Annotated in this window: 15 protein-coding genes and 1 pseudogene; 5 read left to right on the top strand and 11 right to left on the bottom strand. The window is 71.2% G+C overall.

Annotation, left to right across the window (positions count from 1 at the left end; genetic code table 11):
* The first annotated feature begins 103 nt into the window (after positions 1-103).
* Complete coding sequence (locus AB0I89_RS18630) at positions 104-3,187, top strand: DUF3427 domain-containing protein (protein WP_357127874.1); 3,084 nt, start codon at positions 104-106, stop codon at positions 3,185-3,187.
* A 17-nt stretch (positions 3,188-3,204) separates the two neighbouring features.
* On the opposite strand, the gene AB0I89_RS18635 is transcribed toward AB0I89_RS18630, so the two are convergent.
* Together AB0I89_RS18635 and AB0I89_RS18640 are read right to left on the bottom strand one after the other, a co-directional pair.
* A complete protein-coding gene (locus tag AB0I89_RS18635) occupies positions 3,205-3,504 on the bottom strand; it encodes a helix-turn-helix transcriptional regulator (protein WP_357127877.1) in 300 nt (99 codons plus the stop codon).
* The gene (locus tag AB0I89_RS18640) at positions 3,501-3,896 is read right to left on the bottom strand and encodes a type II toxin-antitoxin system RelE/ParE family toxin (protein WP_357127880.1); all 396 of its coding nucleotides are present in this window, start codon (positions 3,894-3,896) and stop codon (positions 3,501-3,503) included. The genes AB0I89_RS18635 and AB0I89_RS18640 overlap by 4 nt, the downstream gene beginning before the upstream one ends.
* 108 nt (positions 3,897-4,004) lie before the next feature.
* Between AB0I89_RS18640 and AB0I89_RS18645 the strand changes: the two genes are divergently transcribed.
* A complete protein-coding gene (locus AB0I89_RS18645; protein WP_357127883.1) occupies positions 4,005-4,442 on the top strand; it encodes a VOC family protein in 438 nt (145 codons plus the stop codon).
* 30 nt (positions 4,443-4,472) lie between these two features.
* Here the strand turns inward: AB0I89_RS18645 and AB0I89_RS18650 are convergent, their stop codons facing one another.
* The 6 genes from AB0I89_RS18650 to AB0I89_RS18675 form a co-directional block, all read right to left on the bottom strand.
* Positions 4,473-5,678: a hypothetical protein gene (locus tag AB0I89_RS18650; protein WP_357127886.1), complete on the bottom strand. Its 1,206-nt coding sequence runs from the start codon at positions 5,676-5,678 to the stop codon at positions 4,473-4,475.
* Between the two features lie 167 nt (positions 5,679-5,845).
* Entirely contained in the window at positions 5,846-6,976 is a 1,131-nt protein-coding gene (locus tag AB0I89_RS18655) for an epoxide hydrolase family protein (RefSeq protein WP_357127889.1), read from the bottom strand.
* Positions 6,977-7,105: 129 nt separating this feature from the next.
* On the bottom strand, positions 7,106-7,504 hold the full coding sequence (locus tag AB0I89_RS18660; RefSeq protein WP_357127892.1) for a VOC family protein: 399 nt from the start codon (positions 7,502-7,504) through the stop codon (positions 7,106-7,108).
* Positions 7,501-8,250, bottom strand: coding sequence for a MarR family transcriptional regulator (locus AB0I89_RS18665; RefSeq protein ID WP_357127895.1), 750 nt, complete (start codon positions 8,248-8,250; stop codon positions 7,501-7,503). Before AB0I89_RS18665 ends, AB0I89_RS18660 begins: the two co-directional genes overlap by 4 nt.
* Before the next feature lie 39 nt (positions 8,251-8,289).
* A complete protein-coding gene (locus tag AB0I89_RS18670; protein ID WP_357127897.1) occupies positions 8,290-8,835 on the bottom strand; it encodes a hypothetical protein in 546 nt (181 codons plus the stop codon).
* A 45-nt stretch (positions 8,836-8,880) separates the two neighbouring features.
* The gene (locus AB0I89_RS18675; RefSeq protein WP_357127900.1) at positions 8,881-10,029 is read right to left on the bottom strand and encodes a hypothetical protein; all 1,149 of its coding nucleotides are present in this window, start codon (positions 10,027-10,029) and stop codon (positions 8,881-8,883) included.
* A gap of 138 nt (positions 10,030-10,167) precedes the next feature.
* Here AB0I89_RS18675 and AB0I89_RS18680 point away from each other — a divergent pair, with 138 nt between their 5' ends.
* Positions 10,168-11,718 carry a gluconokinase gene (locus AB0I89_RS18680; RefSeq protein WP_357127903.1) on the top strand — a complete coding sequence of 517 codons (1,551 nt, stop codon included), beginning with the start codon at positions 10,168-10,170 and terminating at the stop codon, positions 11,716-11,718.
* Between the two features lie 328 nt (positions 11,719-12,046).
* Positions 12,047-13,552: a serine hydrolase gene (locus AB0I89_RS18685; RefSeq protein WP_357127906.1), complete on the top strand. Its 1,506-nt coding sequence runs from the start codon at positions 12,047-12,049 to the stop codon at positions 13,550-13,552.
* 7 nt (positions 13,553-13,559) lie between these two features.
* Here the strand turns inward: AB0I89_RS18685 and AB0I89_RS18690 are convergent, their stop codons facing one another.
* The 3 genes from AB0I89_RS18690 to AB0I89_RS18700 all read right to left on the bottom strand — a co-directional run bounded on the left by AB0I89_RS18690 (position 13,560) and on the right by AB0I89_RS18700 (position 17,207).
* Complete coding sequence (locus AB0I89_RS18690; protein ID WP_357127909.1) at positions 13,560-14,318, bottom strand: MerR family transcriptional regulator; 759 nt, start codon at positions 14,316-14,318, stop codon at positions 13,560-13,562.
* A gap of 50 nt (positions 14,319-14,368) precedes the next feature.
* A complete protein-coding gene (locus AB0I89_RS18695; protein WP_357127912.1) occupies positions 14,369-16,624 on the bottom strand; it encodes an EAL domain-containing protein in 2,256 nt (751 codons plus the stop codon).
* Positions 16,625-16,973: 349 nt separating this feature from the next.
* Positions 16,974-17,207 carry a zinc-ribbon domain-containing protein gene (locus tag AB0I89_RS18700; RefSeq protein WP_357127915.1) on the bottom strand — a complete coding sequence of 78 codons (234 nt, stop codon included), beginning with the start codon at positions 17,205-17,207 and terminating at the stop codon, positions 16,974-16,976.
* A 78-nt stretch (positions 17,208-17,285) separates the two neighbouring features.
* Between AB0I89_RS18700 and AB0I89_RS18705 the strand changes: the two are divergent.
* Positions 17,286-17,486: pseudogene (locus tag AB0I89_RS18705) on the top strand (transcriptional regulator); the annotation flags it as partial.
* Between the last annotated feature and the right edge of the window lie 13 nt (positions 17,487-17,499).

Here is a 17,499-nt window from a genome sequence, read left to right on the forward strand (position 1 = left end):
GCCAGTCGGGTGAGGTGGCCTCGCCGATTGCGCGACAAGTTCTGCCGATGCGACCGGTCGCCGCGCCCCATCCATAGACGGAACGTGTGGTTAGGTAGCTCGAATGACGGATCTTGAGCGGGGTGTGTACGAGCACCTGATCACCCGTGAGCTGGCTGATCGCCTCCAGCATGTCGACCCCGCCCTGGTTCAGCACCACAACCTCGACCCGGCCGACGCGCACACCGCCCTCGCCCGGCACATCGCCACCCTGGCCGCCCGAGCCCTGCAGTCCGTCCCCAATGGCGACGACAAGCTCCACCACCAGATCGCAATGGCGAACCAGATCGCTGACGCCATCACCACCCTGAGTCCCAAGGCAGCAACGGAACAGGACCAGGTCACCGACGCCAAGCACCTGCTCCATGCCATCGCCGCCCCGCCAACGCCACCCGCGCAGCCGAGCTTTCCGGACCGTCCCACCACGCCCCTCTCCACCGGCGCACTCCTGGTCAACGGCCGCCACCAGCCCCGAATCGGCCACGAGGTCAACCACGAGATGGCCTCGGCCGAGAGCGTCGATCTGCTCTGCGCGTTCATTAAGTGGTACGGCCTGCGCATCGTTGAGCACGCCATCCGCGACCTGATCGACCGAGGCGGCAAGGTCCGCGTCATCACCACCACCTACCTCGGCGCGACCGATCAGCGAGCGCTCGACCGGCTCAAAGAGCTGGGCGCAGAGGTCAAGGTGTCCTACGAGACGCGGACCACCCGCCTGCACGCCAAGGCTTGGCTGTTCCGCCGTAAGAACGGCACCACCACCGCGTACGTCGGCTCGTCGAACCTGTCGAAGACCGCACTGGTGGACGGCGTCGAGTGGAACGTCCGCATCTCGAACATCGAGCAGCCGCACGTCATAGACACGTTCACGGCCACGTTCGAGGACTACTGGAACGACCCGGCGTTCGAGGCGTACGACGCGACCAGGGACGCCGAACGGCTTCGGCATGCACTGAGCGGGGAACGCCGCGACCAGACACCCACCGAGATCTCGAACCTGGACGTGCGCCCGTACCCGTACCAGGCAGAGATCCTCGCCGACCTGGACGCCGAACGGCTGGTGCACGGGCGTTGGCGCAATCTGGTGGTGATGGCGACGGGCACCGGCAAGACCGTCGTCGCCGCCCTGGACTACCGCCGGCTGCACAGGGCGAAGCGAGCGGACTCGCTGCTCTTCGTAGCGCATCAGGAGCAGATTCTGCGGCAGAGCCTGTCTACGTTCCGGCAGGTCATGGGGGACGGCAGCTTCGGCGAGACGCTTGTCGCGGGCGAGAAGCCGAACGGTTGGAAGCACGTCTTCGCCTCCATCCAGTCGCTGCACCGGCGGGAGGTCGACCCCGAGGCGTACGACATGGTGATCGTGGACGAGTTCCACCACGCTGAAGCGCCCACGTACACCCGGCTTTTGGAGCGGCTGCGTCCCCGCGTACTCCTTGGACTGACCGCGACCCCCGACCGGGCCGACGGCGGCGACGTGCGCCGGTGGTTCAACGGGCGCGCGGCCGTTGAGCTGCACCTGTGGGACGCGTTGGAGCGGCAGTTGTTGGCGCCGTTCCAGTACTTCGGGCTGCACGACGACGTGGACCTGTCGCACCTCGCCTGGAAGCGCGGCCAAGGCTACGACCCGGCCGACCTGGACGTCGTCTACACCGGCAACCACGCACGGGCGCGGTCGGTGTTGCGTGCGGTCAGCGACAAGGTGGACGTCGGGCGGATGCGGGCACTCGGGTTCTGCGTGAGCATCGGGCACGCCGAGTTCATGGCCAGGTGGTTCAACGACCACGGCGTGGCGTCTGCGGCAGTGACGTCGCGAGCCGGCACTGATCGGGCCACGCTGTTGCGGGACTTCAAGGCCGGCAAGCTTCGGGTGCTCTTCACCGTGGACCTGTTCAACGAGGGCGTCGACCTGCCGATGGTCGACACGATCCTGATGCTGCGACCCACCGAGAGCGCCACGATCTTCCTGCAACAACTCGGCCGTGGTCTGCGACTGGACGACGACAAGCCCTGCCTGACCGTGCTCGACTTCATCGGCGGGCAGAACGCCAACTTCCGCTTCGACCTGCGCTGGCGTGCCCTGACGGGGGTGAGCCGGCGGGCGATCACCGAGGCGGTTCGCGACGACTTCCCGAGTCTGCCCAGCGGCTGCCACGTCGAGCTGGACCGGGTGGCAAAGGATCTCGTCCTCGCCAACCTGAAAAGCGCACTGCCCACCTCGAAGACCGGCCTGGTCTCTGAGCTGCGGCAACTCGGCGACGTCACTCTGGCGACGTTCCTGCGCGAGACGGGCTTGGAGATCGAGGACGTGTACCGATCGGCCAGCGTCGGTGGCTGGACCGGCCTGCGGCGGCTCGCCGGCGTCGAGACGACCGCGCCCGGCCCCGACGACCGCGAGCTGGGCCGCGCCATCGGTCGCATGCTGCACATCGACGACACCGACCGGCTAGAGCTACTAACGAAGGTCGCGGCCGGACCACCCGCGCCAGGTCAGCAGGGGTACGCGGGCAGCAGCCGACTACTGGACATGCTGCACTTCAGCCTCTGGGGGCCGAACGCCCCGCTGGCGACGCGCGGCGAACGGCTGGCACAACTGTGGAAGGAGCCGGCGCGTTGCGCCGAGTTGCGGCAGGTCGCCGAGGTGCTGCGGGACCGCATCCACCGGGTCACGCCCGCGCTCGCGGCGGGGGCGGTGCCGCTGCGGGTGCACGCCCGGTACAGCCGCAACGAGGCGTGCGCCGCCTTCGGAATGCCCAATCCGGGCTCGCTGCGCGAGGGGGTGAAGTGGCTGCCGGACGCCCAGGCCGACCTGTTCTTCGTCACCCTGGTCAAGTCGGAGGCGCACTACTCCCCCACCACCATGTACGCCGACCGGGCCATCACCGACACGTTGTTCCAGTGGGAGTCGCAGAGCACCACGTCGGCGGCGTCGGCGACCGGGCGGCGCTATACGTCGGGCGGCTCGACAGTGCACCTCTTCATTCGGGAGACCCGTATCGCCGACCGTGACCTGGGCGCACCGCCGTACCTCTACGCCGGCACCATGACGTACGAGTCGCACACCGGTGACCGGCCGATGCGTGTCCTGTGGCAGCTCCACCACGCCCTACCCGCCGACGTCTACGCCACCGCCCGAACAATCGCCGCTTAGCCCTCACCGGCGGTTGGTCAAGCTGCGTCCGCGTTTGAGGCGAACCTGACGTCCAGCCGTCGATCCAGAGCCCGGGCCAACCTCTCCAGGACCGGCAGGGTCGGCACAGTCCCGCCCGCCTCGAAGCGTGCCACCGCGGACTGAGTCATGCCGGCGGCCTGCGCCAACTGGCTCTGACTCCAGCCGTGCCCTTCGCGCAGGTTGCGCACCTCCTGGCCAAGCTCGAAGGCGATCCGGGTGGCCTCGTACGTCTCGGCCGCCCCCGGCTCCGCCATCCGGTGCTCACGCAGGTCGTTCCAGTCCAGGCGATCACTCATCGCTCTGCCCTCTCGTTCACGATGTGCCGCTCCGCCACACATCGCTCGAATGCGCGGCGAGCCCGCTCGACTTCCCGGTCCTCCCGCATCCGCGTCTTGCGGAACACCGTGAGCAGGATGATCCTCCGGTCGGAGGCTATCCAGTAGGTCACGCGGACTGCGTCGCGCTCCAGATAAAACCGCAGCTCACGCAGTTTGCCGTCAAGCTGCCTGCTGTGCGGCTCTCCGAGCAAGACGCCTCGGCCGGCCAGAAGATCGATGTAGAACGCCGCTCGAGCGAAGTCGGCAGTTGATAGTTCCTCCAGCCAGTCTCGGACCTCTGGTTCCAGCTCCACGCTACCCCAACCCATAGCATCGATGCTATGGGTTAAGTCGATCTCACCAAACTCCATCAAACGCGTGTTGGCGATGATTTCGGTGCTGCCCTGGCCGCTCGGGCGGCCACATCGTCGGGGCCGCCTGCCTAACCGGCGGCGGAACTGCGCGTTAGGTTGAAGACCATGGAACAGCGGATCAGCCTCATCACCCTGGGAGTCGCGGACGTGGCCCGCGCGAAGGCGTTCTACGAGCACCTCGGCTGGCGGGGCCAGGAGGTCGAGGGGACGGTCTTCATCCAGGCCGGCGGCCTGGCCCTCGTCCTCTGGGGCCGCGACAAGCTGGCCGCCGACGCGGGCATCGACGACCCGGGCACCGACGGCTTCGGCGGGGTGACCCTCGCCCAGAACGTCCGCTCACAAGCCGAGGTCGACGAGGTGATCGCCACCGCGACCAAGGCAGGCGCGACGGTGACCAAACCAGCCCAGGAGACCTTCTACGGCGGCTACGCCGGCTACTTCGCCGACCCGGACGGTCACCTGTGGGAGATCGCCTGGAACCCGGGCTTCGCCCTTGCGGAGGACGGCTCCCTCACCGTCCCCGACTTCAGCGCCATGGACTGAGCAAGCGGCGGCAAACAGCCAAGACGCCGATCATGGTGCCGGGGACGGGCAGAGCAGCGGGTCCAGCACCGGCAGTTGAAGAGGGTCCAGACAGACAGCCAGCAACTCGGGATTCGGTGAGGGCGTAGCCGTCAGAGTCGGGGTCGGCGTCGGTGAGGCCGACGCGACGGGGGGCGTCGGCGGGGCTGACGCGGGCGGGTCCGTGCTGGGGACCGGCGTCGGCACCGGACTCGGCGAACGGGTCGGGACGACGGGCGGCGCGGCGACCGGTGGCAGGGCCACCGCTACGACAGGGGGCACCGCTGTAGCGACATCTGTCGGGGCCGACGGCCGGACAGTCGAGGCGGGCGGGGCGGTCCATACGGCACTGACGGCCGAGCCGACCCGCGTCCTGGCTGGCACCGGCCCGACGGGCCCGAGCGGCACGAACACCGCCCCAGCCCTCGGCAGGTCCATCGCGACGATCTCCGCCGAGGGCACCGGGCCGACGGGACCTGACGCTCCAGGGCCCAGAGCACCCGGTCCGAGCGTCACGAACACCACTGCGGCGACGGCGGCGGCACTGACCGCGCGCCGGTCGAGGCGTACCGCCTTCAGCGGCGCGTCGTCGGGCCCCACCACCAGAGGAGGCGCGGGCGGAGCGGCCCGGTGGGCGGTCAGCAGTTCGTCGATCTGGGCGACGACAGCGGCGCGATCCTCGCTGGTCGCAAGGGTGAGATAGAAGCGGAAGTTCACCACGGCACCGGACGGGACCAGCAGCCCGTCCAGTCGGCCGCGGTCGGGCAGCAGGGTGACCGGGACGTCGGGGTGGTGGGCGGGGCCGACCAGGTCGTCGTACCGCCACTCGCGCCGGTGCTCCCGGCCGCCGAAGGCCACCCGTCGGCTGGTCACCACGGCCATGCCGGTGTCGACCGCCCGCAGGCCCGGCGGCAGCGCCTCGGAAGACGGCTCAGCGAAGGAACACGAACCCGGTGTGGGTAGCCCGGGGACGTGCCGCGCCTCGGCCTCGACAAGCGTGGCGACGGGAAGGACGCGGAAGACGAGTTCGTCGTCGTCGAGCTCTACCGGCAGGCCGGTGCGGGGCTGCGTACACCCGATGAAGCTGGCGGCTTCGATGCGGAGCCGGACCAGGTGGTCGTCGCGGCGCTGCCAGGCGTCGGTGGCGTGCCGGTACGCGCGCTGCCGGCGCTCGTTCTCGCGCTCGGCCCAGGCGGTCCGCCAGGGGACGTGGGCCACAGAGGTCACGGTCACACGCGTTACAACCGCTCACGTACGTGACAGGCAACGCGACCGGGATCGATGTATCCCGTTGCGCCCGAAAGAAGAGTATTGACGGAACGCAGCGCGTAGCCCGCTGCCGGCGGCTGCTCCGGCAGAGAACCGGAGCAGCCGCCGGGGCAGCCCTACGAGCGCAGCGAGGTGAAGAACTCCCTCAGCTCAGCGGCGAGCAGGTCCGGTTCCTCCAGCGGCATGAAGTGCCCGCCCCGGCCCGGTTCGCTCCAGTGCCGGATGTCGGTGCAGGCCCGCTCGGCGATCGAACGGGGGAAGTTCGCCTGCGAGGGTTCGGTGCTCACCGTGAACGCGGCGGGCACGGTGATGTCGGGTCGTGGCGTGTTGTGGTCGAAGTCGGCGTACTGCCGGAACGACGAGCCGATCGTGCCCGTCACCCAGTACAGCGTGATGATGGTGAGCAGGGTGTCCCGGTCGATGCTGTTCGCCAGGTCACCGTGGTTGTCGCTCCAGTCCCGGTACTTGTCGACGAGCCACGCGGCCAGCCCGGCGGGTGAGTCGGCGAGCGCCGCTGCCAGGGTGTCCGGACGGGTGCCCATGATGGCGCTGTAGCCGCCGTCGGTCTCGTCGTACGCGGCCTCGGCGTCCAGGAACGCCTGCTCGGCCGCCGACAGCGGTCGGTCGTCGAAGCTGGCCGGGAACGGTGGATGGATCATGTGGATGCCGGCCACCCGCTCCGGATACCGGGCACCGAGCCAACCGGTGACGACCCCGCCGACGTCGCCGCCGAAGGCACCGTAGCGCTCGTAGCCGAGCACGTCGGTCATCAACTCGTGCAGCGTCCGGGCGAGGACCGCCCGGGTCAGCGGCTCGTCGGGCAGCTCCGAGTAGCCGAAGCCGGGCAGGGACGGCACCACCACGTCGAACGCGCCCCCGAGCGGGCTGGTCAGCCGGTCGACCAGGGGCAGCATCTCGACGAAGCTGCTGGGCCAGCCGTGGCTCAGGAGCAACGGCGGCGGTGCGGGCGTACCCGCCGGACGGTCCGCGCGGACGTGCACGAAGTGCAGCTTCCGGCCGCCGACGAGCGTCAGATACTGGGGGTACGCGTTGAGCGCGGCCTCCCGGGCACGCCAGTCGAACTCGTCGTGCCAGTAGGACACCAGATCCCGCAGGTAGTCGGGATCGACGCCGCCCTGCCACGGTCGGTGGCCGCTGCGGTCGGTGAAGCGGGTGCGGGCCAGTCGAGCCCGCAGGTCATCGAGGACCGCATCGGACACGTCGATGCGGAACGGGGAGACAGACATTGATCCTCCGATAAGGGAGGGCGCACTCCCCGACCCGAAGGCGTCAGCTGAGGGGGACGGACGAGAAGGGCGCCCAGGCGTGACAACGGGTGTTCACGGGGCTCACCTCCTTCTCGTCGCTGACGGGGATCACCGTACCTGAGCGGGCTCGAACAGCTCGACCGGGTTGCCGGCCGGGTCGTCCAGGACGATCTGCCGGCCTCCCGGGCCGCTGACGACGTCGCTGCGAAAACCCACTCCGGCCGTACGCAGCCGGGCAACCTCGGCGTCGATGTCGGCGACGATCAGGTGGATGCGGTTCCAGCCACCCGGCTGGGGACGGCGGCCGTCGGGCAGGGCCCGGCCCGCCGAGCTGGCCGGACCGGAGAGCAGTAGCCGCAGGTTGCCGCGCCGCACGTCGGCGATCGCGGGCAGGAAGGCGCTGGCCGAGGTGAAGCCGAGGTGGACGGTGTAGAAGTCGATCGCGGCGGCCACGTCGTCGACGAGGTACCGCACGCTGACCGTGCTGTCATCGATGGGGCTGGTCATGATGCCCTCTCTCCTGGGGTGGCGAGCGTGTGCAGCAGGAAGTCGATCCGCTGGGCGAGGTCGTCGGCGACCCGTTCGAACGCGGGTAGCCCGTCGGGGTCCGCGGCCGGGTCCGGAATGCTCCAGTGCGCGCTGCGCGGGCCTCCGGGGAAGTCGGGGCAGACCTCCTTGACCCGGTCGCAGAGGGTGATCACGGCGTCGAACGGTTGACCGGTGAACTCGTCGAGGTGCGTGGGTCGGGCCGAGCCCAGGTCGATGCCGCGCGCCGACATGACGGTCACCGCGTGCGGGTGGACGGGCTTCGGTCGGCTCCCGGCGCTGTACGCCTGCACGGCGCCGGCGGTGCGTTCCCGCAGCAGCGCCTCGGCCATCTGCGAGCGCGCGCTGTTGCCGGTGCACAGGAACAACACCCGGCCGGTCACCGAGGTGGCCGGCGACGGCGGGGCGAGCCGCAGCCCGGGATGCAGGGCCGCGCCAGCGTCCGACAGCAGGCCGGCGCAGTGGGCCAGGGCGAGCGAGTAGTAGGTGTCTCGCCCGTCGGCGCTGCTGCGCCGGGCGGTCACGAGCGCGGCCTGACGGAGCTTGCCGAGGTGGTACGAGACGAGGTTCTGCGGCTGGCCGAGACGGGCGGTCAGCTCGCGTACGGCGAGGTCACCACGGGCCAGTTCGCTGAGCAGGCCCCACCGTACGGGGTGCCCCGCGGCGGCCACAAACCCCGGTGGCGCACTGGTGCCGGAGGATCTCACTCCCGTAGATTACATCAAACTGATTTGATGTAATAGGGGTCAGCCCGCTCGTCGCCGACGCGACAGGGAGCCGAGCAGCGGATCGTCGGCCGGGAACCGCGATCGCGTACGCGGCGGGTACGCCTCGCAGTGCCCGACCCACTGGGCCGCGGCGACGGCGAGAGCGTCGGCCGAGACGGTGAGGACCAGCGGGTAGATGGCGGTGGCCGGCCGGCGCATCCACGGGGGCAGCGACTCGGCGGAGAACTCGACGATCAGTTCCAGCCGACGTCGACGGATCACCCGGGTACGCAGCGCCAGGTTGGGTTCGGTGAAGCGGACCATCGCCGGTGGCGGGTTCGGACCGCCGGCCGCCGCCGCCTGGCCGTGCAGCCAACTGCCCAGCGCGCGGGCCTCCTCGACGAGCAGGCTCGGGTAGTGATGTGACCAGGTCTGACCGTCGGCGGTCCGGGCGTCCACCTCGATGAGCAGCCAGTCCTGCCAGCCCGGCGCCGCCAGCTCGGGGTCGTCGGGCGGGTCGATGCCGGGCTGGTAGCCGACCGGGCGGATCCGCACCCGGGCACCGTCGTCGGATCGGATCTCCACTCGATCATTCTGACTGACCTGAACGAGCGTTCGGGTCAAAATGCGCTACTTCGTGACGGTCCGCCGGACGCCCCGGTGGTCAGCGCACGCGCCCGCCCGGCCACCCGCGAGGCTGACCGAGCCGTCCCGGCACTGCACGAGGTAGCCCCGGCCCGCCCAGAACTGCGGCACGCAGTCGAACCAGTCGCACACCTCGACGGCGGGCCGGCGAACCCTCGTCCCGCCGCAGAAGTCGTACCCCAGGGGGTTCTCCGGCGCCCCGCAGCGCGGCCCGGACGTCGCGCTCGACGACGGGCGTGGCGACGGTTTCCGCTTGGGCGTGGTGGTGGGCGCGGGCCGCGGGACCGCCGGCCGCAGCAGCGCGGGAGGCCCGCTGGCGGCCGGTGCCGGCGTGGCCGCCACGGCGACCTCCGCGCCCCCGGTCGGGTCCGACGGGTTCGATTCGAAGAGCGCCGCCGGTACGAGCAGCGCGACCGCCGCCGCCACCGCGATGGACCGGCGACCGCCGGGCACGAGCGCGGAGAGCCGAGCCTGCGCCGGGGTGGCCACCGCCGGCCGGAACGGCTTGAGCTGGTCGTGCTCCGCGATCAACTCGTCGAGCTGGGCGAGCACCGCGGCTCGCTGCTCGATCGAGTCGGCGAAGGCCAGCGTCAGCTTGAACCGGAAGTCCGCCGCCGCGTCGGTGGGCAGCAACAGTCCGGAGGTACGACGCCGGTCCAGCACCTGGATCAGGGTCACCGGCCCCACCAGGTCGTGGGTCAGGCCGGTGATCCGGCCGTACGCCCAGTCGCGCCGACCGCGCCCGCCGAGCAGCACCAACCGGCGGCTGGTGATGACGGCCATGCCGGCGTCGGTGACGCGTACGCCGTCGGGTCGGCGCGGACGCAGCGGCGCGGCCGGCACGGCGACCGTGAGGTCCGGCGCGGGCAGCACGGCCGTGTGTCGCACCTCGACCAGTTGCGCGGCGGGCAGCGCCCACAGCACCACCTCGTCGTCGACGAGTTCGAGTGGAAGGCCCGCGCCGGCCGCGGCGGAACCGTGGAAGTCGGCGGCCAGGGCGCGCAGCCGCCGTAACTCGTCGTCGCGTCGCCGCCAGGCCGTCTCCGCGCCGCGGTACGTGCTGATCCGCCGCACGTTCTGCCGCTGCGCCCAGCGGTACCGCCATGTGGAACCCGTCGAATCAGTCTTTGCCACGCCGACTCCTTCGCCGCGTAGGCCACCAATCTGGGGTGCACTCGGATTAACAGTTGTGACGGTCGGCCGGGACACGCCAAGACGGGCGAACTACCCGAACGGCGGATCAACCCGGACGATAGGGCGATACTGACGGTCATGCCGCCAGCTACCCCGCCCGGTGTGGTGATCGGGATCGACATCGGCACCACGAGCACCAAGACCATGGCGTACGACACCGACGGGCGGCTGATCGCCAGCCACTTCGTCGGCTATCCCCTCGACGACCCGCACCCCGGGTACGCCGAGCAGAACCCGGATGTGATCCTCGCCGCCGTCGTCGAGTCGCTCCGGACCGTGGTGGCCGAGTTGGCCGCACCGATCTCCGGCCTGGCGTTCTGCTCCGCCATGCACAGCCTCATCGGCCTCGACGCGGCCGGCAACCCGCTCACGCCGTCGGTGACCTGGGCCGACTCCCGGGCCACCCGGCAGGCCGAGCGGCTGCGGGCGGTGCCGTCCGGGCTGGCGCTGCACCGGCGCACGGGTACGCCCATGCACCCGATGTCGCCCCTGCCCAAGCTGCTCTGGTTCGCCGAGCAGGAGCCCAAGCTCTTCGAACGCGTCGCGCACTGGGTCGGCATCAAGGACTGGGTGCTGCTGCGACTCTGCGGAGAACTGGTCACCGACCACTCGATAGCCTCGGCCACCGGCCTGATGGACATCCACACCCTCGAGTGGGACGCCGAGGCGTTGACCATCGCCGGCGTCACCGGGGAGCGGTTGCCCCGACTGGTCGCCACCACCGCCGTCCTGCCCGGCCTCACCGCGCGGGCCGCCGACGCCATCGGCGTGCCGCGGCGCACGCCGGTGGTGGTCGGGGCGGGCGACGGGCCGTTGGCCAACCTGGGTCTGGGCGCGGTGCACCCCGGCATGGTCGCCTGCTCGATCGGCACCAGCGGCGCGATGCGGGTCATGGTCGAGCGCCCCGGCGTCGACCCGCTGGGCGGAGTGTTCTGCTACGCGCTCACCGAGGACCGCTGGGCGGTCGGCGGCGCGATCAACAACGGCGGCATCGTCCTCAAGTGGGCGGGCGCCGCGCTCGCGCCGGAGTTGGGCGAGCACCCCGAGGAGGACCTGGTCGCCCTGGCAGCCCGGGCGCCGGTCGGCTCGGGCGGGCTCATCATGCTGCCCTACCTGCACAGCGAGCGCGCTCCACACTGGAGCGCCCTGCCCCGCGGCGCGTACGTCGGGCTGACCCACGGGCACCGCCGCGAACACCTCGTCCGGGCCGCCATGGAGGGGGTCTGCCAGCAACTCGCACTGGTCCTCACCTCGGTCCGCGCGGCCGGCAACGAGGTCCGCGAGATCCGCGCCGGTGGCGGCTTCGCCCGTAGTGGCCTGTGGCGGCAGATGCTCGCCGACGTGCTCGGCATGCCGGTGAGCTTCCCCGCCGGACGCGAGGGGTCGAGCTTCGGCGCGGCGCTGCTCGGCATGCAGGCGCTGGGCCTGATCCCCAGCATCGACGTCGCCGCCGACCTGGTCCAGATGGAGGAGACCATCCGTCCCGACCCGGCCGCCGCCGCCACCTACGCGGCGCTGCTGCCCCTCTTCGCCGAGCTGTACGAGGCGCTGGTGCCGACCTTCACGTCGATGCGTCGCCTGGCACCCGGCCTGCCCGCCGAGCCACCCACCCCGGGACCGCCGATGTAGCCGGCTCGACCGCCGACCGGCTCGACCGGCTGGCGGCTCGACCGGCGGGCGACGCGACCGGCGACCGGCTCGACCGGCGGGCGACGCGACCGGCGACCGGCTCGACCGGCGGGCGACGCGACCGGCGGGCGACTCAACCGGCGGCGGGCTCGGCGCGGGGCTGGCCGTTCGGTGTTGAGCGTGATGCCGGTGAGTCATCGTTGAGCGTGATGCCGGTGAGTCATCTTGATGCCACTGAGGCATCACGCTCTCGCGGGCGCGGTCTCCCGGACGGGTGACTCACGCCCCGGCAGCCCCATCCGCCGCCAACGCTTCTTATCGTACAAACGTGAGGAAAAGCGACAAGAAGCGCTCATCTTCCCTGCTTGCGGCGGCGATCGCGCTGGTCGTCGCGGCGACGACCGGCCCGGCCACCGCCGACGGTCCCGGCCCGAACCACCGAACGACCCTGGGGTACGCAGCCGACGGACCCACCGCCGACACCGGGCCGAAGGACACGGGCGGGCCGAGCGACACAGACGGGCCGAACGACGAGGGCGGGCCGAACGACGAGGGCGGGCGGAGCGACACGGGCGGGCCGAACGACACGGGCGGGCCGAACGACACGGGCGGGCCGAACGACACGGGCGGGCGGAGCGACACGGGCGGGCCGAACGACACGGGCGGGCGGAGCGACGAGCCGGGCGTGGAGCCGACGGCGGAGCGGGCGCCGACCAGCGAGGTGTCCTGGCTGTCGTTCCCTGGCGGGGCGTTCGCGGTGGACTCGCTCGGGCACACCGTGCGGTACCGGGCCTGCGACGGCGACACCGGCCGGGTCGCCGACCCGGACATGCGGGTCGCCGCCGGGGTGGCCAGTGGGGCGGTCGTCGTCGAAGGGACCGCCTACCGCTACCGGGTGCCGCTGGTCGGGCGCAGCGAGGGCACGCTTGAGGTGATCCAGCGGCACCGCCCGCCGACGACGCTCACCGGAGTGGTGGTCACCAGCCCGCAGCCGCCCACCGACCCGGTCGCGGGAGCACGGCTGTTCCCGCTCAGCGGACAGCTCGCCCGGGTGGTCGCCGACGCCAGCCTCAACCCCGCTGGCGCAACCGTCCGGGACCTCTCCGGCCGGTACGGGGACCAGCAGGTCTCGGTCAACGGGTCGCTGCGTCCCAAGGCCGCGAGCGTCATCAAGCTCTGGATCCTGGTCGAACTCCTGCGCCGGGTCGACTGTGGACAGGTGTCTCTCGACGACGGCGTGCTGGTCACGCCGGCCGACGTGGTGGGCGGCACCGGCCAGCTCCAGTTCGAGACGTTCCCGCAGGTGGTCACGCTGTACCGGCTCGCACGCTATCTGATCAAGTACAGCGACAACGTCGCGGCCAATGTGCTGATCACCTACCTGGGTGGGTTCGCCCCGGTCAACGCGCTGATCGACTCGATGAACCAGCGCTCCACCATCCTGGCCCGGCGGATGCTCGACAGCGCGGCAGCGCAGCGCGGCGAGGAGAACTACACCAGCCCGGACGACGTCGTGTCGCTGCTCGGCGCGGTCTGGGACGGCGAGGTCCTCACCCCGGCCTCCCGGGACCTGATGATCGGCTTCATGCGGGAGCAGACCCTGAACACCAAGATCCCGGCGGCGCTGCCACCCGGCGTCCCGGTGGCCCACAAGACCGGTGACCTGCCGGACGCCTCCCACGACGTCGGCTACTACCTGATCCCCGGCACGGAGACCGCCGTCGCGTTCCTCACCGCCGGGCCGATGGTGACCGGGGACGAGACCGTCCGCCGGATGGCCAGGACCGTCTACGACTTCCTGGTCCCGCCATCCGACGGCGCGGTCGAGGAGTGAGCCCCGGTCAGGCCCGGCTGATCGCGTTGGCGTGGATCGCCTCACTGATGTAAGCGGCCAACCCCGGGGCGATCTTCTCGTAGTACGCGGTGAACCGCTCGTCGGCCATGTACATGTCGGCCAACCCGGTCTGCACCTCGTACGAGCACTCGTAGAACCAGCGACTGATGATCTGCCGGTGCTCCTCGGCCAGGTCCATCGCTTCCGGGCCGTCGGCCGGCGCGCCCGAGGCCATCAGCGCGACGATCCGTCGACCCCAGTCCTCGTTCTCCGCCTTGATCCGCAGCCAGTCCTCCTTGCCGTAACGGGAGGCCCGGCGGTTCGACTCCCGGTACGCGTCGGTGCCTCCCCAACGCTGCTCCGCCTCGGCCTCGTACTCCTCCGGCTTGAAGTCACCGAAGACCTCGAACCGCTCTTCCGGGGTGAGTTGGATGTTCAACTTGCTCGCCTCCATCGCGAACTCGATCGCCGTGACCATCTCCTGCAACCGCTTGATCCGTACCGTCAGCAGTTCGTGCTGACGACGCAGGTGGGCGGCCGGATCGGCCGCCGGGTCGTCGATGATCGCGGTGATCTCCTCAAGCGGGAAACCCAGCTCGCGGTAGTACAGGACGAGTTGCAACCGTTGCAGGTCCGTGTCGTCGTAGCGGCGGTAGCCGGTCGACGTCCGGCCGCTCGGCGAGAGCAGACCAACCTCGTCGTAGTGGTGCAGCGTCCGTACCGTCACGCCGGCGATCTTCGCCACCTGACCCACCGTGTACGCCATGGTTCCCCTCCCTTCCGGAAACCAGGCTCCTACCTGCCGCTACGTCAGGGTCAAGCCCGATTCTGACCCACCGTGGCGGGGCTGTCCGGACGCCCGTACAGAAAGCCCTGCCCGCGCGGGCAGCCGATGGCGGTGACCGCGTCGTGCTGGCGCTCGGTCTCCACCCCCTCGGCGATCACCGCCAGGTCGTACGCGCCGGCCAGCCGGGTGACCATCTCCACCGTGGCGTACGCCCGGTCGTCCGTGCCGAGGCGGGCCACGAACGAGCGGTCGATCTTCAGTTCGGTGGCCGGGATGCGGTGCAGGTAGCTCAGGGACGAATAGCCCGTGCCGAAGTCGTCGATGGCGATCTGGATGCCCAGTTCCCGGAGCTGGTGCAGCCGTTCCAGCACGGCGTCGGTCCCCTCGATCAACGCCGACTCGGTCAGCTCCAGCGTCAACGCCCGGGGTGCCAGCCCGGCGCCGGCGGTGGCCGCCGTGACCGTGGCGATGAGGTCGGGCCGGCGCAGGTGGGCGGCGGCGATGTTCACCGCGACCGTCGCCTCCGGCGCGCGGGCCCGCCAGGTCGCCGCCGCCCGGCACGCCTCGTGGATCACCCAACGGTCGATCGGGAGGATCAGGCCGGTCTCCTCCGCCAGCGGCAGGAACCGCGCCGGGGGCAACATCCCCAGTCGGGGGTGCCGCCAGCGCACCAGCGCCTCGGCGCTGCGTACCGCACCGGTGGCGAGGTCGACGATCGGCTGGAACTCCAGGTGCAGTTGCTCCTCGTCGACGGCCCGGCGCAGGTCGGCGATCAGCTCCGCCCGGGACACGGCCGACTCACGCAGCGCCGGGGTGCAGGTCCGGTACGCGGACTTGCCGGCGGCCTTCGCCGCGTACATCGCGATGTCGGCGTCGCGCAGCAGGTCGGAGTGGGAGGCGTGCTGCGGCCCGTACTCGGCGATGCCGATGCTCGCCGACGGGTGCACACCCACGTCCTCCTCCCCCTCGGACGGGCGCAGCGCGTCCAGCAGGCGTTCGGCCAGGTGCTCCGGTGACACCGGCCGGTCCCCCTCGACCAGCACCGCGAACTCGTCGCCGCCGAGGCGGGCGATCGTGCCGTCGCCGTCCACGGCAGCCCGCATCCGAGCCGCCAGCCCGGTCAGCAGGGCGTCGCCCGTGGCGTGCCCGAACCGGTCGTTGACCTGCTTGAACCCGTCGAGGTCGAGCAGCAGGACGGCCACCGGCCGACCGTCCCGCAGGGCCAGCCGCAGCAGTCGGTTGAACAGCAGCCGGTTCGGCAGCCCGGTGAGCTGGTCGCCGTACGCAAGCCGGCGCAGTCGCGCCACCAGGCGCAGGTTCTCGTTGGCGGCCAGCCCCTGCCGTACGGCGAGGGCGGCGAGCAGGGTCATCATGGTCACGAAGACCAGCGGTGGAGTCTGGCCGGTCGGCCGGCGGGCCAGCAGCACCGCGATGATCGCCCCGCCGACCGGCAGGTACGGCAGCGCCACCCGCCACCACGGCGGCAGCGGGGATTCGGCGGTCTCGTCGGTGCCGTCGCAGTCCGGCGGCGGCCGGCTGGCGGTGGCCAGCCCGATCAGGAGGTAACTCAGCGGCCAGCACAGGTCGATGGGGTGGCCGGCGGCGTAGTCCCCCCGGGCGACCAGCGAGACGTACACCACGTCGGCCACCACCCGGATGGTCAGGCTCGCCGCGAGCACGCGCATCGGCCGCCACCGGGGCCGCGCCGGACCGGCCACCGCCACCAGGATGGTGAGCTGCATCAGGTCGAACATCGGGTAGAGCAGCCCCAGCGTGCGCGCCGGATCGGCCAACTCGGCGGCGGCAACCCCACGGAACACCAGCACCCAGCCGACCGGCACCAGCGCCAGCGCGACGATCACGCCGTCCAGCAGCGTCCGGGCCCGCCCGACGGCCGTCCGCGGTCCGGACGGGGAGCTGAGCAGCGCGGCGGTGCCGGTGAGGATGCCGGCGCTGAAGACGACCCCGATCAGCGCGTTGTGCGGCAGGTCGTCGCCGACGAGCCGCTGCGCCGTCCAGATTCCCCGACCCAGCGCGGCGAGCGCCATGGTGACGGCGAGCAGCGTCCAGAACCGGCGCAACGGGGCCGGGTGTCGACGGGCCACGCCGGCACAGGCGACTGTCGCCCAGCCGGCGACCAGGAGCGCGCCCACGTCGCTGACCAGCGCCGCGCCGGGCAGCGCGGCGGCCAACCAGCCGGCCTCCACGACCAGGACCGCGATCGCGACGATCGGGCCGATGGGCTTGAGCTGCCCCGCGGCCTGCTTCACGTCCTGTCGCGACACGGTCGCTCCGGCTCTTCGTCGGGTGTGCACAGTCGGGCGGACCGGTCCACGGCAAACCTCGAAAGCCTAGCCAGCGCCCGGGAACGCCGCCAGAGCCGAACATCCAGGCCGATGCGGTCTCCCCGGGCTGTCCTGGCGGTCGGTGTCCGCTGCCGGCGACAGGTCGGGTCAGCGGCCGGCGGAGCGGTTCCAGGGTGAGCGGGGTAAGGCGGTGCCGGCCAGCGGACGGCGGACGGGTCGCCGTCTACGCCGGCCGGGAGTGCACGGCGGGCGGGTGGCGGTGTACACGACGGATCCGGCCGACGGGGGTCGGCCGATCAGCCAGCACAGGAAGCGGGCCATCTGCGGCTCAGCCGACCGGGAGGCGCTGGGCGTCGGACTTGGCGACCTCGTACTCCGCCCCGCAGAACGTGCACTGCTGCGCGTACCGGGTGCGGATCGGGATGAGTGGGATGAAGAAGAGGGTGAATTTCGTCGACCGGCGGGTGATCACCTGTGCGGCGTGGTTGCCGCAGTGACGGCAGACCTCCTGCACGACACCGGACCGGTCGACCTTGGTACGCAGACCAAAGATGAGGAACATCGCACGGCAGTACCCACTCCACCCCGAAAAGTCACCGAACCCGCCCCCACAGATCGGTACGACAGCCACAACGCTGCGGTCCAGCGGGCCGCTGGCGAGGAGGCCGTCGAAGCCGGAAAGCAGGAACTGCTCGCGCTGGTCATCGGGCACCGACTCGCCGAGGTACGACGAGCCCGGATCTCCGGCCAGGAGGTGGTGGCCCGATACGCCGTCGCCCTCGGCGGTCGACTGCACCAGGCGATCTACTTCGACGACGGTGATATCGCAGCCATCGCGTGAGCGTGCGGGCAGC

This window comes from Micromonospora sp. NPDC049801 (assembly GCF_040656575.1).
In the GTDB taxonomy this organism is placed as follows: Bacteria; Actinomycetota; Actinomycetes; order Mycobacteriales; family Micromonosporaceae; genus Micromonospora.